The sequence below is a fragment of the Rhodanobacter terrae genome, from assembly GCF_042657005.1.
In the GTDB taxonomy this organism is placed as follows: domain Bacteria; phylum Pseudomonadota; class Gammaproteobacteria; order Xanthomonadales; family Rhodanobacteraceae; genus Rhodanobacter; species Rhodanobacter terrae.
Genome location: NZ_JBHSNG010000005.1, coordinates 170906 through 188271 on the forward strand (window position 1 = coordinate 170906; position 17366 = coordinate 188271).

The 17366-nt window shown below is 65.1% G+C and carries 19 protein-coding genes; 13 read left to right on the forward strand and 6 right to left on the reverse strand.

From position 1 onward, the window contains the following. Nucleotides 1-19 precede the first annotated feature (19 nt). Complete coding sequence (locus tag ACFPPB_RS07125) at nt 20-820, reverse strand: cytochrome C assembly family protein (protein WP_377325946.1); 801 nt, start codon at nt 818-820, stop codon at nt 20-22. 96 nt (nt 821-916) lie between these two features. Here ACFPPB_RS07125 and ffh point away from each other — a divergent pair, with 96 nt between their 5' ends. The 5 genes from ffh (at nt 917) to rplS (ending at nt 4443) form a co-directional block, all read left to right on the forward strand. Then, nucleotides 917-2290: a signal recognition particle protein gene (gene ffh, locus ACFPPB_RS07130; protein ID WP_377325780.1), complete on the forward strand. Its 1374-nt coding sequence runs from the start codon at nt 917-919 to the stop codon at nt 2288-2290. Nucleotides 2291-2413: 123 nt separating this feature from the next. Beyond that, the gene (gene rpsP / locus ACFPPB_RS07135; RefSeq protein ID WP_377325782.1) at nt 2414-2668 is read left to right on the forward strand and encodes a 30S ribosomal protein S16; all 255 of its coding nucleotides are present in this window, start codon (nt 2414-2416) and stop codon (nt 2666-2668) included. Nucleotides 2669-2670: 2 nt separating this feature from the next. Next, nucleotides 2671-3186 carry a ribosome maturation factor RimM gene (gene rimM / locus ACFPPB_RS07140; protein ID WP_377325784.1) on the forward strand — a complete coding sequence of 172 codons (516 nt, stop codon included), beginning with the start codon at nt 2671-2673 and terminating at the stop codon, nt 3184-3186. Nucleotides 3187-3220: 34 nt separating this feature from the next. Further along, a complete protein-coding gene (gene trmD, locus ACFPPB_RS07145; protein WP_377325786.1) occupies nt 3221-4009 on the forward strand; it encodes a tRNA (guanosine(37)-N1)-methyltransferase TrmD in 789 nt (262 codons plus the stop codon). Nucleotides 4010-4038: 29 nt separating this feature from the next. Next, nucleotides 4039-4443 carry a 50S ribosomal protein L19 gene (rplS, locus tag ACFPPB_RS07150; protein WP_377325788.1) on the forward strand — a complete coding sequence of 135 codons (405 nt, stop codon included), beginning with the start codon at nt 4039-4041 and terminating at the stop codon, nt 4441-4443. 101 nt (nt 4444-4544) lie between these two features. On the opposite strand, the gene ACFPPB_RS07155 is transcribed toward rplS, so the two are convergent. Both ACFPPB_RS07155 and epmB read right to left on the reverse strand, forming a co-directional pair. Continuing rightward, nucleotides 4545-6587: an EAL domain-containing response regulator gene (locus ACFPPB_RS07155; RefSeq protein ID WP_377325790.1), complete on the reverse strand. Its 2043-nt coding sequence runs from the start codon at nt 6585-6587 to the stop codon at nt 4545-4547. Nucleotides 6588-6718: 131 nt separating this feature from the next. After that, nucleotides 6719-7741 carry an EF-P beta-lysylation protein EpmB gene (gene epmB / locus ACFPPB_RS07160; RefSeq protein WP_377325792.1) on the reverse strand — a complete coding sequence of 341 codons (1023 nt, stop codon included), beginning with the start codon at nt 7739-7741 and terminating at the stop codon, nt 6719-6721. Between the two features lie 88 nt (nt 7742-7829). Between epmB and efp the strand changes: the two genes are divergently transcribed. The 7 genes from efp (at nt 7830) to folE2 (ending at nt 13675) form a co-directional block, all read left to right on the forward strand. Beyond that, a complete protein-coding gene (efp, locus tag ACFPPB_RS07165; protein ID WP_377325794.1) occupies nt 7830-8408 on the forward strand; it encodes an elongation factor P in 579 nt (192 codons plus the stop codon). A 249-nt stretch (nt 8409-8657) separates the two neighbouring features. After that, nucleotides 8658-9989 (forward strand): TRZ/ATZ family hydrolase, encoded by a 1332-nt coding sequence (locus ACFPPB_RS07170; protein ID WP_377325796.1) that lies wholly within the window; start codon nt 8658-8660, stop codon nt 9987-9989. Nucleotides 9990-10002: 13 nt separating this feature from the next. After that, on the forward strand, nt 10003-10257 hold the full coding sequence (locus ACFPPB_RS07175) for a YciI family protein (RefSeq protein ID WP_377325798.1): 255 nt from the start codon (nt 10003-10005) through the stop codon (nt 10255-10257). A gap of 29 nt (nt 10258-10286) precedes the next feature. Beyond that, nucleotides 10287-11087: a bifunctional 2-polyprenyl-6-hydroxyphenol methylase/3-demethylubiquinol 3-O-methyltransferase UbiG gene (gene ubiG / locus ACFPPB_RS07180; RefSeq protein ID WP_377325800.1), complete on the forward strand. Its 801-nt coding sequence runs from the start codon at nt 10287-10289 to the stop codon at nt 11085-11087. Beyond that, a complete protein-coding gene (gene gph / locus ACFPPB_RS07185) occupies nt 11084-11764 on the forward strand; it encodes a phosphoglycolate phosphatase (RefSeq protein WP_377325802.1) in 681 nt (226 codons plus the stop codon). Before ubiG ends, gph begins: the two co-directional genes overlap by 4 nt. Then, the gene (locus ACFPPB_RS07190) at nt 11761-12615 is read left to right on the forward strand and encodes an isoprenoid biosynthesis enzyme family protein (protein WP_377325804.1); all 855 of its coding nucleotides are present in this window, start codon (nt 11761-11763) and stop codon (nt 12613-12615) included. The genes gph and ACFPPB_RS07190 overlap by 4 nt, the downstream gene beginning before the upstream one ends. 112 nt (nt 12616-12727) lie before the next feature. Further along, nucleotides 12728-13675 (forward strand): GTP cyclohydrolase FolE2, encoded by a 948-nt coding sequence (gene folE2 / locus ACFPPB_RS07195; protein WP_377325806.1) that lies wholly within the window; start codon nt 12728-12730, stop codon nt 13673-13675. A gap of 180 nt (nt 13676-13855) precedes the next feature. Here folE2 and ACFPPB_RS07200 read toward each other — a convergent pair whose 3' ends face one another. Then, a complete protein-coding gene (locus ACFPPB_RS07200; protein ID WP_377325808.1) occupies nt 13856-15208 on the reverse strand; it encodes a dihydroorotase in 1353 nt (450 codons plus the stop codon). Then, a complete protein-coding gene (gene yidD, locus ACFPPB_RS07205; protein WP_377325810.1) occupies nt 15198-15689 on the reverse strand; it encodes a membrane protein insertion efficiency factor YidD in 492 nt (163 codons plus the stop codon). The genes ACFPPB_RS07200 and yidD overlap by 11 nt, the downstream gene beginning before the upstream one ends. Between yidD and dksA the strand changes: the two genes are divergently transcribed. Further along, the gene (gene dksA, locus ACFPPB_RS07210) at nt 15586-16782 is read left to right on the forward strand and encodes an RNA polymerase-binding protein DksA (protein ID WP_377325812.1); all 1197 of its coding nucleotides are present in this window, start codon (nt 15586-15588) and stop codon (nt 16780-16782) included. The genes yidD and dksA overlap by 104 nt on opposite strands. A 121-nt stretch (nt 16783-16903) precedes the next feature. Here the strand turns inward: dksA and ACFPPB_RS07215 are convergent, their stop codons facing one another. Next, nucleotides 16904-17335: a SufE family protein gene (locus ACFPPB_RS07215; RefSeq protein WP_377325814.1), complete on the reverse strand. Its 432-nt coding sequence runs from the start codon at nt 17333-17335 to the stop codon at nt 16904-16906. Nucleotides 17336-17366 lie beyond the last annotated feature (31 nt).

Genomic DNA, 17366 nt, shown 5'->3' on the forward strand with positions numbered 1-17366 from the left:
CGAGAGCGACCTGGCGCGATCAGGTCAGCGGGCGATGCAGGATCAGCTCCAGCACGAACTTCGAGCCGAAGAAGGCTGCCACCAGCGCCGCCATCCCGAGCAGCGTGAGGTTGACCGCGCGCTGGCCGCGCCAGCCGCGGCGCCAGCGGCCGTAGAGCAGGACGCCGAATACCAGCCATGCCACGATCGACAATATCGTCTTGTGCGCCAGGTGCTGGCCGAACAGGTTGTCGACGAACAGCGCACCGGTGAGCAAGGTCAGCGTCAGCAGCACGAAGCCCGCGCCGATCAGCCGGAACAGCAACGTCTCGGTCAAGGTCAGCGGCGGCCACGCGCGCAGCCACGGACCGAACTGGCGATGGCGCAAGGCGCGTTCCTGCACCGCGAGCAGAATCGCGAATACGCTGGCGATCGACAGCACGCTGAATGCGATCAGCGCCACCGTGACATGCAGCTTGATCTGCCAGTCCATGGCGAGCGGCATCGTGGGCGGCGCCAGGAAGCTGTCTACAGCTATCAGTGCGGCCGTCAGCGGAAACACGATGACGCCGAGTGCGGCGACCGGCCGCGAGAGATTCACCAGCAGGGTCAGTGCCGATACCACGAAGGCGACCAGCGACAGCGCGGCGAAGAAGTGCAGGTCCAGCGCACCGCGGTGCATACCCAGCAGGATGCCGGCGTGCATCGCTACCGCGCCGCCAGCCAGGTACAGCGCCAGCCGGTTCAGCGGTTGGCCGCCGCTCAGCAACGGCCGCGCCAGCCCCACGGCTGCAGCGAGATAGAGCGCGATGGACAGCAACGCAAAGACATGGATGATCATAGCCATCAAGTGTCGCACAGGCCCCGCCAGGCGTGCATGGGGGGAGCGGCGCTCGGTCCGCTATAATCGGAAACTTTCCAGTTTGCCGGTTTCGCCATGTTCGAGTCGCTCAGCCAACGCCTTTCCACCACCGTCAATCGCCTGCGCGGCCGCGGCCGGCTGACGGAGGAGAACATCCGCGAGTCGTTGCGCGAGGTGCGCATCGCATTGCTGGAGGCGGATGTCGCCTTGCCGGTGGTGCAGGCGCTGATCCAGCGCATCAAGGTGCGTGCGGTCGGCCAGGACGTGCTGAAGAGCCTGTCGCCGGGCCAGGCGCTGATCAAGGTGGTCAGCGACGAGCTGACCACGGTGATGGGTGTCGCCAACACGGAGCTGAATCTGGCCCAGCAGCCGCCTGCCGTGGTGCTGATGGCCGGCCTGCAAGGTGCCGGCAAGACCACCACGGTGGCCAAGCTGGCGCGGCTGCTGACCGAGCGCAAGAAGAAAAAGGTGATGGTGGTCAGCTGCGACGTCTATCGTCCGGCCGCGATCGAGCAATTGCGCACGCTGGCCGAGCAGGTCGGCGTGAAGTTCTTCCCGTCCGAGTCGGGCCAGGACCCGGTCGCCATCGCCAGGGCCGCGGTCGCGGCGGCCCGTCGGGAAGTGGTCGACGTGTTGATCGTCGACACCGCCGGTCGCCTGCACGTGGACGAGGCGATGATGGCCGAGATCAAGGCTTTGCACGCCGCGATCACGCCGATCGAAACCCTGTTCGTGGTCGACTCGATGACCGGCCAGGATGCGGCCAACACCGCCAAGGCGTTCAGCGAAGCCCTGCCGCTGACCGGCGTGGTCCTGACCAAGACCGATGGCGATGCCCGGGGCGGCGCGGCGCTGTCCGTGCGTTATGTGACCGGCCGGCCGATCAAGTTCCTCGGCGCCGGCGAGAAGACTGACGCGCTGGAGCCGTTCCACCCGGATCGTCTCGCGCAGCGCATCCTCGGCATGGGCGACGTGCTGTCGCTGGTCGAGGAGGTCGAGCGCAAGGTCGACCAGGAGAAGGCGCAGAAACTTGCCCAGAAGGTGATGAAGGGCAAGCGCTTCGACCTGAACGACATGAAGGATCAGCTGGAGCAGATGAGCAATATGGGTGGGTTGGCGGGCTTGATGGACAAGCTGCCTGGCGTGTCCAACCTGCCGGACAGCGTCAAATCCAAGGTTGACGACGGCGAGATGAAGCGGATGGTGGCCATCATCAGTTCGATGACCAAGAAGGAACGTCGCCATCCGGATCTGCTGAACGGTTCTCGCCGCGCCCGCGTGGCGCGCGGTTCAGGCACCCAGCCGGCCGACGTCAACCGCCTGCTCAAGCAATACATGCAGATGGAAAAGATGATGTCCAAGCTGTCCAAGGGTGGCAGCAAGGGCCTGATGCGACAGATGCGGGGTGCCATGAAGGGCATGGGCGGCGGGCTGCCGCCGATGCGCTGAGAGTGAGGAACTCACTTCCCGCCATCAGGCCTTCCCTTTTCCCCGTTTTCCATTAAAATGCCCCGTTTACCGCGCACGTCTCTCGTGTGCCTGCCGCTGATTCGGCAATTCTGGAGTTTTACCATGGTCAAGATTCGTCTTTCGCGCGGTGGCGCCAAGGGCCGTCCGTTCTACCACGTCGTCGTGACCGATCAGCGCAGCAAGCGCGACGGCCGCAACATCGAGAACATCGGCTATTACAACCCGGTCGCGTCGGGCAAGGACAAGCGCCTTGAGCTGAACGTCGAGCGCGTCAAGGAGTGGGTGGGCAAGGGCGCTCAGCTGACCGACAAGGTCGCCGCGCTGGTGAAGGAAGCCGGCAAGCTGCAGGCTGCCTGAGTATGACCGCAGCCAGTCGACGCGTCCTGATCGGACGCATCGTCGGGCTGTACGGTGTGCAGGGCTGGCTCAAGATCGAATCCTGGGCTGAGCCGCGCATGCGGATCTTCGACTACCAGCCGTGGCTGCTTACCGCAGCGCCGGGTGTGGAGACGCAGATCTCGGGAGCGAAGGGTCGTTCGCAGGGCAAGGGCATGGTGGCCCAGTTGCCAGGCGTGGACGACCGGGAACACGCAGCAGCGTTGATCGGCCATGACATCTATGTGGCCCGTGAGCAGCTACCGCCTCCCGCGAAGGATGAGTATTACTGGGTCGATCTCGAGGGACTCGAGGTTGTCACCACGGAAGACGTGAAGCTGGGGCGGGTCAGTCACCTGTTCGCCACCGGTGCCAACGACGTCGTGGTAGTGAGGGACGGCGAGCGCGAGCGGCTGATTCCTTTCATCCAGGGTTCGTATGTGCGTTCGGTGGACTTGTCCGCAGGGCGCATGGTGGTGGACTGGGATCCCGAATTCTGACGTCGCCGGGTCGCGGGGCTTGAGGATCGGGATCATGCGCATCGATGTCGTCAGCCTGTTTCCCGACTTCGTGCTTCAGTGTGCCGCCGTTGGTGTGGTGGGACGCGCGCAGCAACGCGAGTTGTTGCAGGTGGAAACCTGGAATCCGCGCGACTACAGCACCGACAGGCACCGTTCCGTCGACAGCAGCTCGTATGGCGGCGGTCCCGGCATGGTGATGATGATCGAGCCGTTGCGCACGACCCTGGCGGCCATGCGGGACGCGGCAGCGGAACCGGTGCATCTGATTTATCTCAGTCCGCAGGGAGCGCGGCTGACGCAGGGCAGGGTGGAAGCGCTGGCGAAATTGCCGCGCATCGCGCTGCTCTGTGGACGTTATGAAGGTGTGGACGAGCGCCTGCTGGCGCACGAGGTCGACGAGGAGCTTTCCATCGGCGATTATGTGCTGTCCGGCGGCGAGCTGGCCGCAGCGGTGATCATCGACGCGGTGGGACGCTTGCAGGGCGGTGCGTTGAATCACGCGCAGTCGGCCGAGCAGGATTCATTCTCGGATGGCCTGCTGGATTGTCCGCATTATGGAAAACCGGTGCATGATGCGCTGGGTGATGTACCGGAGGTGCTGCTGTCCGGTGACCATGCGGCGATTGCCCGCTGGCGCCTGAAGCAATCGCTGGGACGAACCTGGTTGCGCCGCCCGGACTTGTTGTCGCAGCGTGGGCTGGATGCTGGATCCCGGGCCTTGCTGGATGAATTCCGCCGTGAACATGCTCAAGCCGAGCGGTTGCGGCAAGACGATGCGGCCGAAAGACGACCGCAGCATTGATATCGCTAAAGTGAACCGACAGGTGCGCCATGAACAAGATCATTGAACAGTTCGAATCCGAGCAGATCACCCGCCAGCTGCCGGAATTCAGCCCCGGCGACACCGTGGTGGTCAACGTCAAGGTGAAGGAAGGCAACCGCGAGCGCGTGCAGGCGTTCGAGGGTATCGTCATCGCCAAGCGCAGCCGCGGCCTGCATTCGGCCTTCACGGTGCGCAAGATTTCCCATGGCACCGGCGTGGAGCGCGTGTTCCAGGCGCACAGCCCGGCCATCGATTCGCTGACCGTGAAGCGCAAGGGCAAGGTGCGCGGCGCCAAGCTGTATTACCTGCGTGGCCTGGAAGGCAAGGCGGCCCGCATCAAGGAAGACATCGCCGCGGTCTCCGCCGCCAAGATCAGCGCCAAGGCAGCAGCTGCCGCATCCGCCGTCAAGTAATCCGTTCGGGATTGCTGGCTGCATGAAAAACCCGCGGAGCGATCCGCGGGTTTTTGCTGTCGGTCCGTCGGCGAAGGAGTTTGGCAGGCACCGCCCGCCGGTTACTCGAGCCGCATCGGCTGCTGCAGGAAATTGCCCTGCACGAAGTCGACGCCGCAGGCGAACAGCAACGACGTACTGGTCGCGTCCTCGACCCATTCGGCGATGGTCTGGCGCTTCAGTTCGCGCGCCTGCAGGCATATCTCGGTGATCTTTTTCTGGCTCTCCGGATGTTGCGGCAGCTCGGCCATGTAGCTGCGGTCGATCTTCAGGTAATCGGCGTCGACATGGTTGAGCAGCTGGAATGAATTCAGGCCCGAGCCGAACTGCTCCAGCGCGAAACGGCCGCCCAGCTTCTTCCAGCCATTGACGAACTCCTGCGCCGGGCGCAGCAGCGTCATCACCTTGCTCTCGGTCATTTCCAGCACCAGATGACCACGCTTGAGCGCCGCGTGGCCAAGCCGTTCGCGCAGCCACGGCAGCAAGGTGTCGTCGTGCAGCGAAGCCGCGGTGAGCTTGATGAAGAAGGTGGTCTGCTGCCCCTGCGCCTCGCGCGCCTGCAGCGCGCTGATGGCCTGGTCGAGCACCCAGCGGTCGATCGCGCCGGTGAGGTTGTGTTTTTCGGCGATCGGCATGAAGAAGCCGGGCAACACTTCGCCTTGCGGCCCGTTCATGCGCAGCAGGATTTCCGAATAGTCGCCCTCGGCATCCTGCAGGCTGATGGTCTGCTGGTGATAGAGCACCAGCCCATTCTTCGTCAGCGCCTGCTGCAACAGGTCCAGCCAGTAGCGATCACGCTCCTCGTCGGCCTTTTCCCGCGCCGCCGGATCGTGCAGTTCAACCTGGCTGCCGCCAAGGCTTTGCGCAGTGCGCAAGGCCAGGCTCGCCTGATTGAGCAGCAGCTCGGTATTGGCGTTCTTCTCGCCCAGCAGGCTGCCGCCGACGCTGGCGGTGACCGTGATCGAGCGGGCGCCGGCATCGAAAATCTTGTTGCTGACGCTGTGCTGCAGTTTGGCGATCCATTCCCTGATCGCCTCGTCCGAGCGCGAGTCGAGCACCACGCCCAGGGTGTGTTCGGCGAGCATGCCGGCGACATCGTCGGCGCCCAGCAGCATGCGGATGCGGTCGGCGAAGGCGGCCAGCAGCTCGTCGGCCTTGCCCAGGCCGATGCCGCCCACCAGCGAGCCCCAGTTGTCCGGTTCGACCAGCAGCAGCGACTGGCCCTTCTTGCCCTTGGCAGCGGCGGTGACCGCATCGTCGACGCAGGCCAGCATGTGGGCGCGATTGAACAGACCGGTGACCGGGTCGCGCTGCAGTTGCGCCAGCACCGCCGGGTCGACCATTTGCCGGCGGAACACGATCTGCAGGCACGGTTCGCCCTCGAATGTGGCCGGTGCGAACTCCACCGTGGCATCGAAGTGGCTGCCATCGGCGCGGCGCGCGTGCAGGATGAGCTGGGATGGCAGCTTTTCCTGACGGGCATGGCCGCGCAGCAGAGCCTTGAACTCGTCGGCGTTGGCCGAGTCGATCATGTCCAGCACCGGCAGGCCGAGCAGGTCATCGAAGCTCTCGTAGCCGAACGTCTCCAGATAGGCCTGGTTGGCACGCACGTGCATGCCCTCGTGCACGTAGGCGATCGCGTCGGTCGAGGAGTCGAGCAGTGCGTCGCAGCGTCGTTCCGATTCGCGCAGCGCGGTTTCCAGACGGCGCACCTGACGCCGCGTCTGCAGAGATTCGAACTCGCGCTGCAGGACTGCAATCAGCTGCTTCGGCTGGCTGCGCGAGGCGACGCCACGCGCGCCATGCACGAACAGGTCGGCAATGACCTGGTTTTCCATCGTGTTGACCAGGCCCAGCAAGGTGTAATCCCGGCCGTACGCGTCGAGCACCTTCACCGCTTCGGCCAGCGTGAGGGTGGTGACCGCCGGATCGAACATCACCACATCCGGCTCGAGTTCGTTTACGGCTGTCTGGACTTGTTCGACATTGGTGGCGCGGGCCGGTCGCACGGCGATGCCGGTATTGCGCAGCAGGCTGATGATCTGTTCCGCTTCCTCGAGCGAGTTCTCGATGAAGAGGATCTTGATGACGTAGTCTTTTTTCATGGGGCGTTAAGCTGTCCGTTGATCGCCGCAGGCCGCTCGAGCCGATTTGCACGGCCGTCTGTCACTGATGTTTGTAACGGATTCCGCCACCCGCCGCCAGCAAAAACCGCATGACGGTGCCGCTACCCGGCTCATACCGGCCGCTTGGAGGCCTCGCCGCCCACCTCACGTACCAGCCGGGGCACCAGATAGCCCGGCAGCCGCGCGCGCAGCGCTTCCATCAACGCCTGCGCAGAGGCGTCGTCGACCTCGAAATGGGCCGTGCCCTGCACGCGGTCGAGCTGGTGCAGGTAGTACGGCAGCACGCCGGCGGCGAACAGTCGCTCGGACAACCCGGCCAGCACCTCGGCATCATCGTTGACCCCGCGCAACAGCACCGACTGGTTGAGCAGGCTGGCGCCGGTATCGCGCAACCGTGCGCACGCGGCATCGACATGTCCGTCGAACTCGTTGGCGTGGTTGGCGTGCAGTACCACGACCTTCTGCAGCGGCAACGCAGCCAGCCAGGCGGTGAACGCAGGGTCGATCCGCTCGGGCAGCACCACCGGCAGGCGGGTGTGGATGCGCAGACGCGTGACGTGCGGCAAATCGGCCAGGCCCCGGCTCAATTCCTCCAGCTTGCCGGTAGCCAGCGCCAGCGGGTCGCCGCCGGAGAGAATCAGTTCGCTGATCGAGTCATCCCGGCGCAGATGTTCCAGCGCCTGCCGCCACTGGCCTGCAGCGGCCATTTCCTCCCCATACGGAAAGTGCCGGCGGAAGCAGTAGCGGCAGTTGATCGCGCAGCTGCCGCTGGCAATCAGCAGCGCCCGGCCATGGTATTTGTGCAGCACCCCCTGCGCCGCGCGCGCGGCCAGGTCGCCGACCGCGTCGACCGCGAAGCCCGCCACCTCGTCGAGTTCGGCCAGCTGCGGCAATACCTGCAACAGCAGCGGATCGCTTGCGTCGCCATGCCGCATGCGGGCGACGAAGCCCCGCGGTACGCGCAACTGGAAACCGGCGTCCGCCGGCGGCAGCTGTCCGGCGAGGTGCTGCAGGCCGAGCAGCCCCAGCAGTTCGCCGGCATCGGTCACGGCTTCGCGCCAGAGCTGGCGCCAGTCGGTCGTCGGGGTATCGGTGGACGGCGTAATGCGGGCGCCGGAGCTTGCGGTTATCATGGCGGGCCTTGGGCGGGCGCTCGAGCCCGTGACAGATACCCATTTTAGCCGTCTTGCGGGGCGGTTTTACCTCCGGAGCAGATAACGCATGGCGACCCTTGGCCTCAATGACGTCAAAACGGGTAAGAAGATCATCCATAACGGCGATCCGTGGCTCATCACCGAGGCGGACTTCGTCAAGCCGGGCAAGGGCCAGGCGTTCACCCGCATCCGCATCCGCAATCTGAAGGACGGCCGCACCACCGAGCAGACGCTGAAGTCCAGCGACTCCTTCGAGGAAGCCGACGCCACCGATACCGACATGCAGCTTTCGTTTATCGACGGCATCGGCAAGGACCGCGTCTGGCACTTCATGAACATGGAAACCTTCGAGATGGTGCCTGCCTCGCTCGCCGCGATGGGCGACGCGTGGAAGTGGCTGAAGGGCGAGGAAGAGTGTGTCGTCACCTTGTTCAATGGCGGCATCATCGCGGTACAGGCGCCGAAGTTCGTCGAGCTGAAGATTGTCGAGACCGATCCGGGCGTGCGTGGCGATACCTCGGGCGGCGGTGGCAAGCCGGCCACGCTGGAGACCGGTGCCGTGGTACGCGTGCCGCTGTTCGTCAATCAGGATGAAATCATCAAGGTCGATACTCGCACCGGCGAATACGACAGCCGCGTGAAGTGACGAACCGGCGCGCGAGCCCCGCTCGCGCCTTTGCCAGTTCGTCATCCCTGCGAAGGCAGGGATCCAGTTCAGGAAATCGTGCGTGGCACACGAAATGGATTTTGCGTGCCACGCGCGAGTACTTCACTTGATTTCCGCCCGCGCCGGAATGACGATCAAACGCATGACGATCCAGAACATGGGGCGGCCACCGCGAGGTACCGCCCCATGTCGTATCTCAAACCAGTACCTGCATGGAGCGAGTCCAGGATGAACCCGATGACAGCGCAAACCGTCGACCTGATGATCGAAGCCCGCTGGGTGGTGCCGGTCGAGCCGCATGCGGTGGTGCTGGAGAATCATGCGGTCGTTGTGCAGGACGATCGTATCGTCGCGCTGCTGCCGGTCGCCGACGCCCGCGTCGCCTATGCCCCGTGCGAGCGCGTCGCGCTGCCCGAACATGTACTGATCCCCGGCCTGATCAACAGCCACACGCACAACCCGATGACCTTGCTGCGCGGTCTCGCCGACGACTTGCCGCTAATGGTCTGGCTGCAGCAGCACATCTGGCCGGCCGAGGCGAAGGTGATCGGGCCCGAGTTCGTGCGCGACGGCGTCGAGCTGGCGGTGGCCGAAATGCTGCGCGGTGGCACCACCTGCGCCAACGAGAACTACTTTTTTCCCGACGTGATCGGCGCAACCTATCGGCGCATGGGCTTCCGCGCGGTGGTCGGCCTGCCGGTGATCGAGTTCCCCACCGCCTGGGCAAAAAGCCAGGACGAATACTTCGAACGCGCAGGTGAAGTGCACGACAGCTTTCTCGGCGACGGCCTGATCGGCACCGCGTTCGCACCGCACGCGCCGTACACGGTATCTGACGAGAGCTTCCAGCGCATCCGCGTGCTGTCCGACCAGCTCGACATCCCGGTGCATCTGCACACGCACGAGACCGCCCACGAGGTCGAGGACGAAAAGGCCAAGAGCGGCCTGCGTCCGTTCCAGCGGCTGCAGAAGCTGGGGCTGGTCAACGATCGCCTGATCGCCGTGCACATGACCCAGCTGACCGATGGCGAGATCGCCGCGTGCGCTGCGGCCGGCGTCTCGGTGGTGCACTGCCCGGAATCCAACCTCAAGCTGGCTTCCGGCTTCTGTCCGGCGGAGAAGCTGCGAGTGGCCGGCGTCAATGTGGCGCTGGGCACGGATGGCTGCGCGTCGAACAACGATCTGGACATGTTCGGCGAGATGCGTACCGCCGCGCTGCTGGCGAAGGCCGTGGCTGGCGATGCGGCGGCGTTCGATGCCGCGTTCGCGTTGCGCGCCGCCACGCTCAACGGCGCCAGGGCGCTTGGCCTGGAAGCGAAGATCGGTTCGATCGAGGTCGGCAAGCAGGCCGACTTCGCCGCCGTTCGCCTGGACGATCTGGAAACCCAGCCGATGTTCCATGTGATTTCGCAGCTGGTCTACGCCGCCAGTCGTCATCAGGTCAGCGACGTGTGGATTGCCGGCAGGCGCAAACTGGCCGAACGCCAGCTGATCGGTGTCGATACCGCGGCGATCCTGGACAAGACGCGCGCCTGGCGCGAACGCATCGCCGCAGCCTGAGTCGGAGCCTTCGATGAACCGTTATCTGATCCTGGCCATGCGCCGCCCGCATTTCGATCCAGCAGTGGTGCCGCTGCACCAGGCGTTTCTCGACCGGTTGCGCGAGCAGGGCCGGGTGGAATTGTCAGGCCCGTTCGGCGACAAGTCCGGCGGAGCGTATCTGTTGCACGCGGCCGATCTGGCGGAGGCGACCGCGATCGCGCACAGTGACCCCGTGCATCTCAGCGGTGGCTGGGACATCACGGTGCACGAGTGGCAGGCGCATTAAACTCGATGGCGTCCTTGGAGGATTCGACAATGCAGACCACGAATGCGAGTCCGTCGCAAACCCCCGCACCTGCAGGAGCGAACGCCCCGCCTAACGTAAGTCCCGACCCGCCTAACGTAAGTCCCGAGGAAATCGCCCGCTTCGGCGATCTCGCTGCGCGGTGGTGGGATCCGGATGGCGAGTCGCGTCCGCTGCACGATCTCAATCCGGTGCGTGCGGCCTACATCGGGTCACGCGTCGATCTGCGTGATGCCCGCGTGGCCGACGTCGGTTGTGGTGGCGGTCTGTTGAGCGAGGCGCTGACCCGCGCCGGCGCCAGGGTCAGCGGCATCGATCTCGGCGAGAAGGTGATCGAGATCGCCAAGCTGCACTTGCACGAGTCGAACCTCGAGGTCGATTACCGCGTGCAATCCTCGGCCGATCTGGCCGCCGCCGAGCCGGCCGGTTTCGATGTGGTGTGCTGCATGGAACTGATCGAGCACGTGCCCGATCCGGCGGCGCTGGTAAACGATCTGGCTGCCATGCTCAAACCCGGGGGGCATCTGTTCATGTCCACCATCAACCGCACGCCGGCTGCGTTCGGCGCGGCCATCGTGGGCGCCGAATACGTGATGCGGATGCTGCCGCGCGGCACCCATCACTACGCGCAGTTCCTGAAGCCGTCCGAGCTGGGTCGTCTGCTGCGCCATGCCGGGCTGGAACTGGAAGACGTCTCCGGGCTCGGCTACAACCCGATCAATCGCAAGGCATGGCTGAGCAGGATCACCGCAGTCAATTACGTGCTCAGCGCGCGTCCCACAGGGACTTCCTGCGGTCGAAAACCTGCATGAAGCCGCTACCCGAAACTATCCGGGGCGTGCTGTTCGACCTGGATGGCACCTTGCTCGACAGCGCCCCCGATCTGTACGCCGCACTGGTCGTGCAGTGCGCGGAAGAGGGTGTTGCACCGCCGCCGTATGCGCCAGTGCGCGAGGTGGTTTCGCGTGGTGCGCGTGCCGTGCTGCGCTGTGCGTTTGCCGAGCGCGGCGAGCCCGCGCTGGAAGCGCTGATACCCCGCTACCTGCAGCTGTATCAAGCCGCGATGGCACATCAGACCAAGGCATTCGATGGCGTCGACGACCTGCTCGCGCGGATCGAGGCACACGGCTTGCACTGGGGCATCGTCACCAACAAGGCGGGGTTCCTCACCGACGAACTGGTCAGTCGCATCGGCTGGGCCGGTCGCGTCAGCGCGGTGGTATCCGGCGATACCTTGCCGGTGAAGAAGCCCGATCCGGCGCCCGTGCTGCTGGCCTGCGAATGGGCCGGCGTGGAACCGGCCCATTGCCTGTTCGTCGGCGACGATCGCCGCGACATCCAGGCCGGCATGGCGGCCGGCTTGTACACGGTGGCAGTGAGCTGGGGTTATCTCGACGGCGGAGATCCGCACACCTGGGGTGCCGATGTCGTGCTGGCTCATCCAGCCGAACTGGTCGCGTTGCTGCAGTTGCAGCCGGTCGCCGCATGATCGAGCTGGTCGAACAGAGCGCTGTATTGCAAGGCTTCATCGACAAGTGGCTGGCGGTGCAGCCGCAGCAGCGCGTCGCGCTGGTATTCGTCGATGGCCGGCGCTATCCCGGTCATGTCGCGCTGGCTGCGCTGGAGCAGGAACTGCTCGGTGCCGCCTACGGCATTCGCGAGCCGCAGGTGGCGGTGGCCAAGCTCAACTGGTGGGCCGAGGAACTGGCCGGGGCGGCGACCAGCGGCGGCCGTCATCCGCTGACCCAGGTGTTGTTCGACGACGAGCGGGCGCATGCCATCGCCAGCAACCTGTGGCTGGCCCCGGTGCTGGCCGCGATGGCTCAGCTGGAGCAGGGCACCTCCACGGATTTTCCCGCACAGATCGACGCCGCGCTGCCGCTGCATGGTGGCATGGCCGCGTTGGAAACCGCCTGGTGGTATGGCGCCGACGCATCGCCGGCGCGGGCGGCCCGGGTCGCCACGCTCAATCACCTGCTGTACGCGCTGTTGCGGCTGGAGCAGGACGCCGAGCGCGATCGCCTCCCGCTGCCGATGGCGCGGTTGGCGCGGCATGGGCTCAGCCGCATGCAATTGCGCACCGCCAGCGAAGCGCGACAGCAGGCGGTCAGGGCTCAACTGCAGGATCTGCTGGCCAGTTGGAAAGAATCGACGACGCTGCCCGGTCCGCTAAGCGTGTTTCGCGCACTGGAATCGCGTCATGCCAGCCGGCTGGCGCAGCGTGCCGCGCATGCCGGCGATGCGCTGGCGACCTTGCAGGCCGGCCAGCCGCGCAGCGGTCTGGCGACCACCTTGCAGGCATGGCAGGCCGCCCGTGCGTGGCGCCGGCAAGTGATGTAAACCGGCTCGGGACGGACGCAGCGTTTCCGTCACACTACTATTGCGCGGTGGGCTCCCCGCCCCAAGATTGTCTGCTTCGCGGCGACGTGCTCGCCGATGTCAGGATCCAACGATGCCGAATCAGGAAAATACCGCCCGCCTGCTGCCCGACGTTGCCGTGCACGCGCAGCCGCATCTTGCCGGCGCACTCGACTGGGTCGGCATGGCCGACATCCAGGTGCCGGTGTTGTTCGATGCGGGCGACGGAGAAATACAGCGGGCCAGTGCGCGGGTCGGCGCCTTCGTCAATCTGAACCGGCCGGACAAGCGTGGCATCCACATGTCGCGACTCTACCTGCAGGTCGAGCAGGCGCTGAGCACGCAGGCGCTCACGGTGGACTCGCTGCACGCGCTGCTGCGCGGATTTCTCGACTCGCACAAGGACTTGTCCGACCGCGCCTGCCTCAGCATCCATTTCGAACAGCTGGTGCGCCGCCCGGCCCTGCGCAGCGCCAACCGCGGCTGGCGCGCCTATCCGGTGTGCATCGAAGCCAGCCTTGCCGGCGACGAGTTCCTGCTGGAATTCGGCACCGAGGTGGTTTACTCCTCCACCTGTCCGGCCTCGGCCGCGCTGTCGCGCCAGTTGATCCAGGACCAGTTCGCCAGCGACTTCGACGCCGCAGAGCCGATCGACCACGCGGCGGTGCTGGTCTGGTTAGGCAGCGAACACGGCATCGTCGCCACGCCGCACGCCCAGCGCAGCGTGGCGCGCCTGCGCGTTCGCCCGGTCGCTCGTGCCGGCTTCCGCTTGATCGATCTGATCGACCGCGCCGAGCACGCGCTCGGGACGCCGGTGCAGACCGCGGTCAAGCGCGAGGACGAACAGGCGTTCGCGCTGGCCAACGGCGGCAACCTGATGTTCTGCGAGGATGCTGCCCGGCGTATCCAGAAGGCGCTGGATGCCGACGCCGCGCTCAGCGATTTCCACATCCGCGTCGAGCACCAGGAAAGCCTGCATCCGCATGACGCGGTGGCTTACGCGAGCAAGGGCGTGGAAGGCGGCTACGGCTCGACGCCGTAACCGCATTCTTTCTCTCCCTCTCGGCGACCGAAGGGAGTCTCCTTGGGGGTTGAGAGGATCGAGGCGAGGTGATGGGTGTTAGCCGAAAACCACCTATCTTGCAGGCGCTTTTGTAGGAGCGACTTCAGTCGCGATGCTCCTGCCCTTCTGATTGGCCAGAGCGAAGACCTTCTGTCCGCATCAACGATCAAACGCCAGCCGCTGCCCGCGTACGTCATCGTCCACGGTCGAGCCATCCCATACCCGCCGCCCATTGACGAAGGTGCCGACGATCGAGCTGGAGAACGTTTCGCCCTCGAACGGCGCCCAGGCGCATTTGGACAGCACTTCGGCGCGGGTCACCGTGTGCGGCTTGTTCGGATCGACCAGTACCAGGTCGGCGGCGTAGCCTTCGCGCAGGTAGCCGCGCTCTTTCACGTCGAACAAGATGGCCGGTGCGTGGGCCACCGCATCGACCACCCGTTCCAACGTCAGCTTCCCTTCGAACACGCGCTGCAGCGCGGCCTGCAGCACGAATTGCACCAGCGGCAGGCCGGACGGCGCCTTGTCGTACTTCTGCGCCTTCTCTTCCAGCAGGTGCGGTGCGTGGTCGGTGGCCAGTACGTCGATGCGGCCTTCGGCCAGCGCCCGGGTGATCGCCTCGCGGTCGGCGGCGGTCTTGATCGCCGGATTGCACTTGATCAGAAAGCCCAGCCGCTCGTAGTCGCGATCGTCGAAATGCAGGAAATGCACGCAGGTCTCGGCGGTGATCTGCTTGCGCGAACCGTCCTGACGCCGGAGCGGGCCGGGCTGGAACAGCGCCAGCTCGTCGGCGGTGGAGATGTGCAGCACGTGCAACCGGGTGCCGTGCTTCTGCGCCAGCGAGATCGCCAGCCGGGTCGACTTGATGCAGGCCTCGCGCGAGCGGATCAGCGGATGCTCCCGGGCCGGGATGTCCTCGCCGTACTTTTCGCGAGCTAGCGCGTGCAGCGCGTCGATCGTCGGGGTGTCTTCACAATGCGTGATGATCGGAGTGGGGCAGTCGCGGAAGATGCCGTCGAGGGTTTCCGGGTCGTCGACCAGCATGTTGCCGGTAGAGGCTCCCATGAATACCTTCACGCCGGGTGTGGTGAGCGGGTCGATCGCCCGGATCGCTTCCAGGTTGTCGTTGCTGGCGCCCATGTAATAGGCGTAGTTCACCGCCGAGCCTTCCGCGGCGTGCGCGTACTTGGCTTCCAGCGCCGCGCGGTCCAGCGTGGGCGGCCGGGTATTCGGCATGTCCATGAAGCTGGTGACGCCACCGGCGGCGCAGGCCCGGGATTCGTGCCGGATATCGGCCTTGTGCGACATGCCCGGTTCGCGGAAGTGCACCTGGTCGTCGATCATGCCCGGCAGCAGCCATAACCCGCCGGCGTCCACCACCTGCTCGCCGGGGCGGCCGTCGAGATCGGCGGCGATTGTCTCGATGCGGCCATTTTTCACGCGCAGGTCGGCGTGGAAGCGGCGGCCTTCGTTGACGAGTTCGGCGTTCTTGATCAGCCAGTCAGTGGACATCGGGTGAATCTCCTTGGCAGCGGCAGCGGGGGTAGTGGAAGTGTTCGGGCACCGGATCCTCGCCGCCGGTGCACAATGGCTGGCAGCGTAGCAGCCGCCAGCCGGCCAGCAGGCTGCCGCGCCACGGGCCGAAGCGCGCGACCGCAATCCGTGCATAATCAGAGCAATTGGGGTGGAAGCGGCAGTGCGGACCGAGCAATGGGCTGAGCCAGCGCTTGTACAAACGGAGCAACCACAGTATCAATCGGGTCAGAACATTCACGTTGCCGGAACGGCTTGCTGCATGTAGTGGTACAAGTATTCCAGAAGCGAGCTTGCTGGTGTAGAACACATGGGCTATAACACCCGGCCGCCACGGCCAAAAACGGTGAAGGGATATGGCGAAAACGACACGTAATTCGACTGCCGTCAAGGCACAGAAAGGGAAGACTCCGGCCAGGGCGCAAGGCGCCAAGGCTGGCAAGCCGACAGCAGCTGCCACAAAGGGGCGGACCGTGAAGAGCGCCAAGACACCTGCCAGGAAAACCGTGAGCAAGCCAGCCGGCAAGGCAGCAGCCAACAAGGTCGCGGTCAAAAAGGTCGCAGCCGCGAAACCGGCCGCCAAGCCGGCGGCCAGGAAATCCATCGCCAAGCCACAATCGAAGAAAGCCGGCCCGGCCAAGAAAGCCGCCGTGAAGAAAGCCGCCGTGAAGAAGATGGTCGCCAAGAAACCAGCCGCCAAGAAGGTGGCCGCCAAGAAGCCGGCGCCGAAGAAAGTCGCCGTCAAGAACACCAAGGTCAAGAGCGGCGCCGCCGGGAAACCGGTGGCAAAACCCGTCACCAAGCCGGTAGCCAAGAAAGCGGCTGCACCGGCCAAGCAGGCCGTGAAACCGGTCGGAAAACCGGCCAAGCCGGTTCATGTCGAAGCCAAGCCGGCAGCCAAGGCCGCTCCGGCTCCAGTCGTCAACAGCGTATCCCCGTCACCCGCCAGCACCCTCTTCAAGGGCAAGGTGGCGAGTGCAACCGCCATGGTGACACCGCGAACAGCCCCGGCTGCCGCGCATCACGCTCCCTCTCACAAAAGTCAGAAAAACTCGTCGTCCTCAATGAATAAACTCGCTACAAAAAAACTCGATAACGGCATCACCCGTGAAGACGGGCGATACGCGCTGCCGGCGACCAGTACCATTGCGTTGCCCAAGGGCTACCACCCTTCCAGCAACGAGGAGTACATGAACCCGCAGCACCTGGCCTACTTCCGCAACAAGCTGCGGGACTGGCGTGACCAGCTGGTGGAAGAATCCCGCCAGACCATGGACAACCTGCGCGAGGAAGTTCGCGACGTCGGCGACGAAGCCGAGCGCGCCACCCGCGAAACCGAAAACTCGCTGGAACTGCGTACCCGCGACCGTTACCGCAAGCTGATTTCCAAGATCGACAAGGCACTGCGCCGGATCGAGGAAGGCAGCTACGGTTTCTGCGAGGAGACCGATGAGGAAATCGGCATCGATCGTCTCGACGCGCGCCCGATCGCCACACTGTCGCTGGATGCGCAGGAACGCCGCGAACACCTGCAGAAGCAGATGGGCGACTGAGCCAGTTCTTTTTGCGCTCCTCCATGAGCGCAAAGATCAAGCCGGCATCCATGCCGGACTTTTCAATCAAAGCCCCGCTCTGAGCGGGGCTTTGTCTTTTGGTGCCTCGGTGGCGGAGCGCTCAGGCCAATGCCTGTGCCGCGTAGCCTTTCAGTTTTGCCAGCATCGCGGCCAGCCCGTTCGAGCGCGTGGGCGAGAGATGCTTGGCCAGCCCGATCGCGGCGATGAACTGCGGTTCGGTGGCGACGATCTCCTGCGCAGGGCGATCCGAGTACACTCGCAGCACCAGCGCGATCAGCCCGGAGACAATCGCCGAGTCGCTGACCGCCTCGAAGTGCATGTTCGACGCATCGCCGCTGGGCACCAGCCACACCATCGACTGGCAGCCGTGTACGCGGTACTGCTCGGTCTTGCCCGACTCGGGAAACGGCGGCAATTGCTTGCCGAGGTCGATCAGGTACTGGTAGCGCTCGGTCCAGTCACCGAAGAAGGCGAATTCCTCGGCGATGTCTTGCTGCGCCTGCGCGGCGCTGGTGGTGGCGATGCTGTTCATGCACCCATTATCGCGCCGACAAGCTGAATTC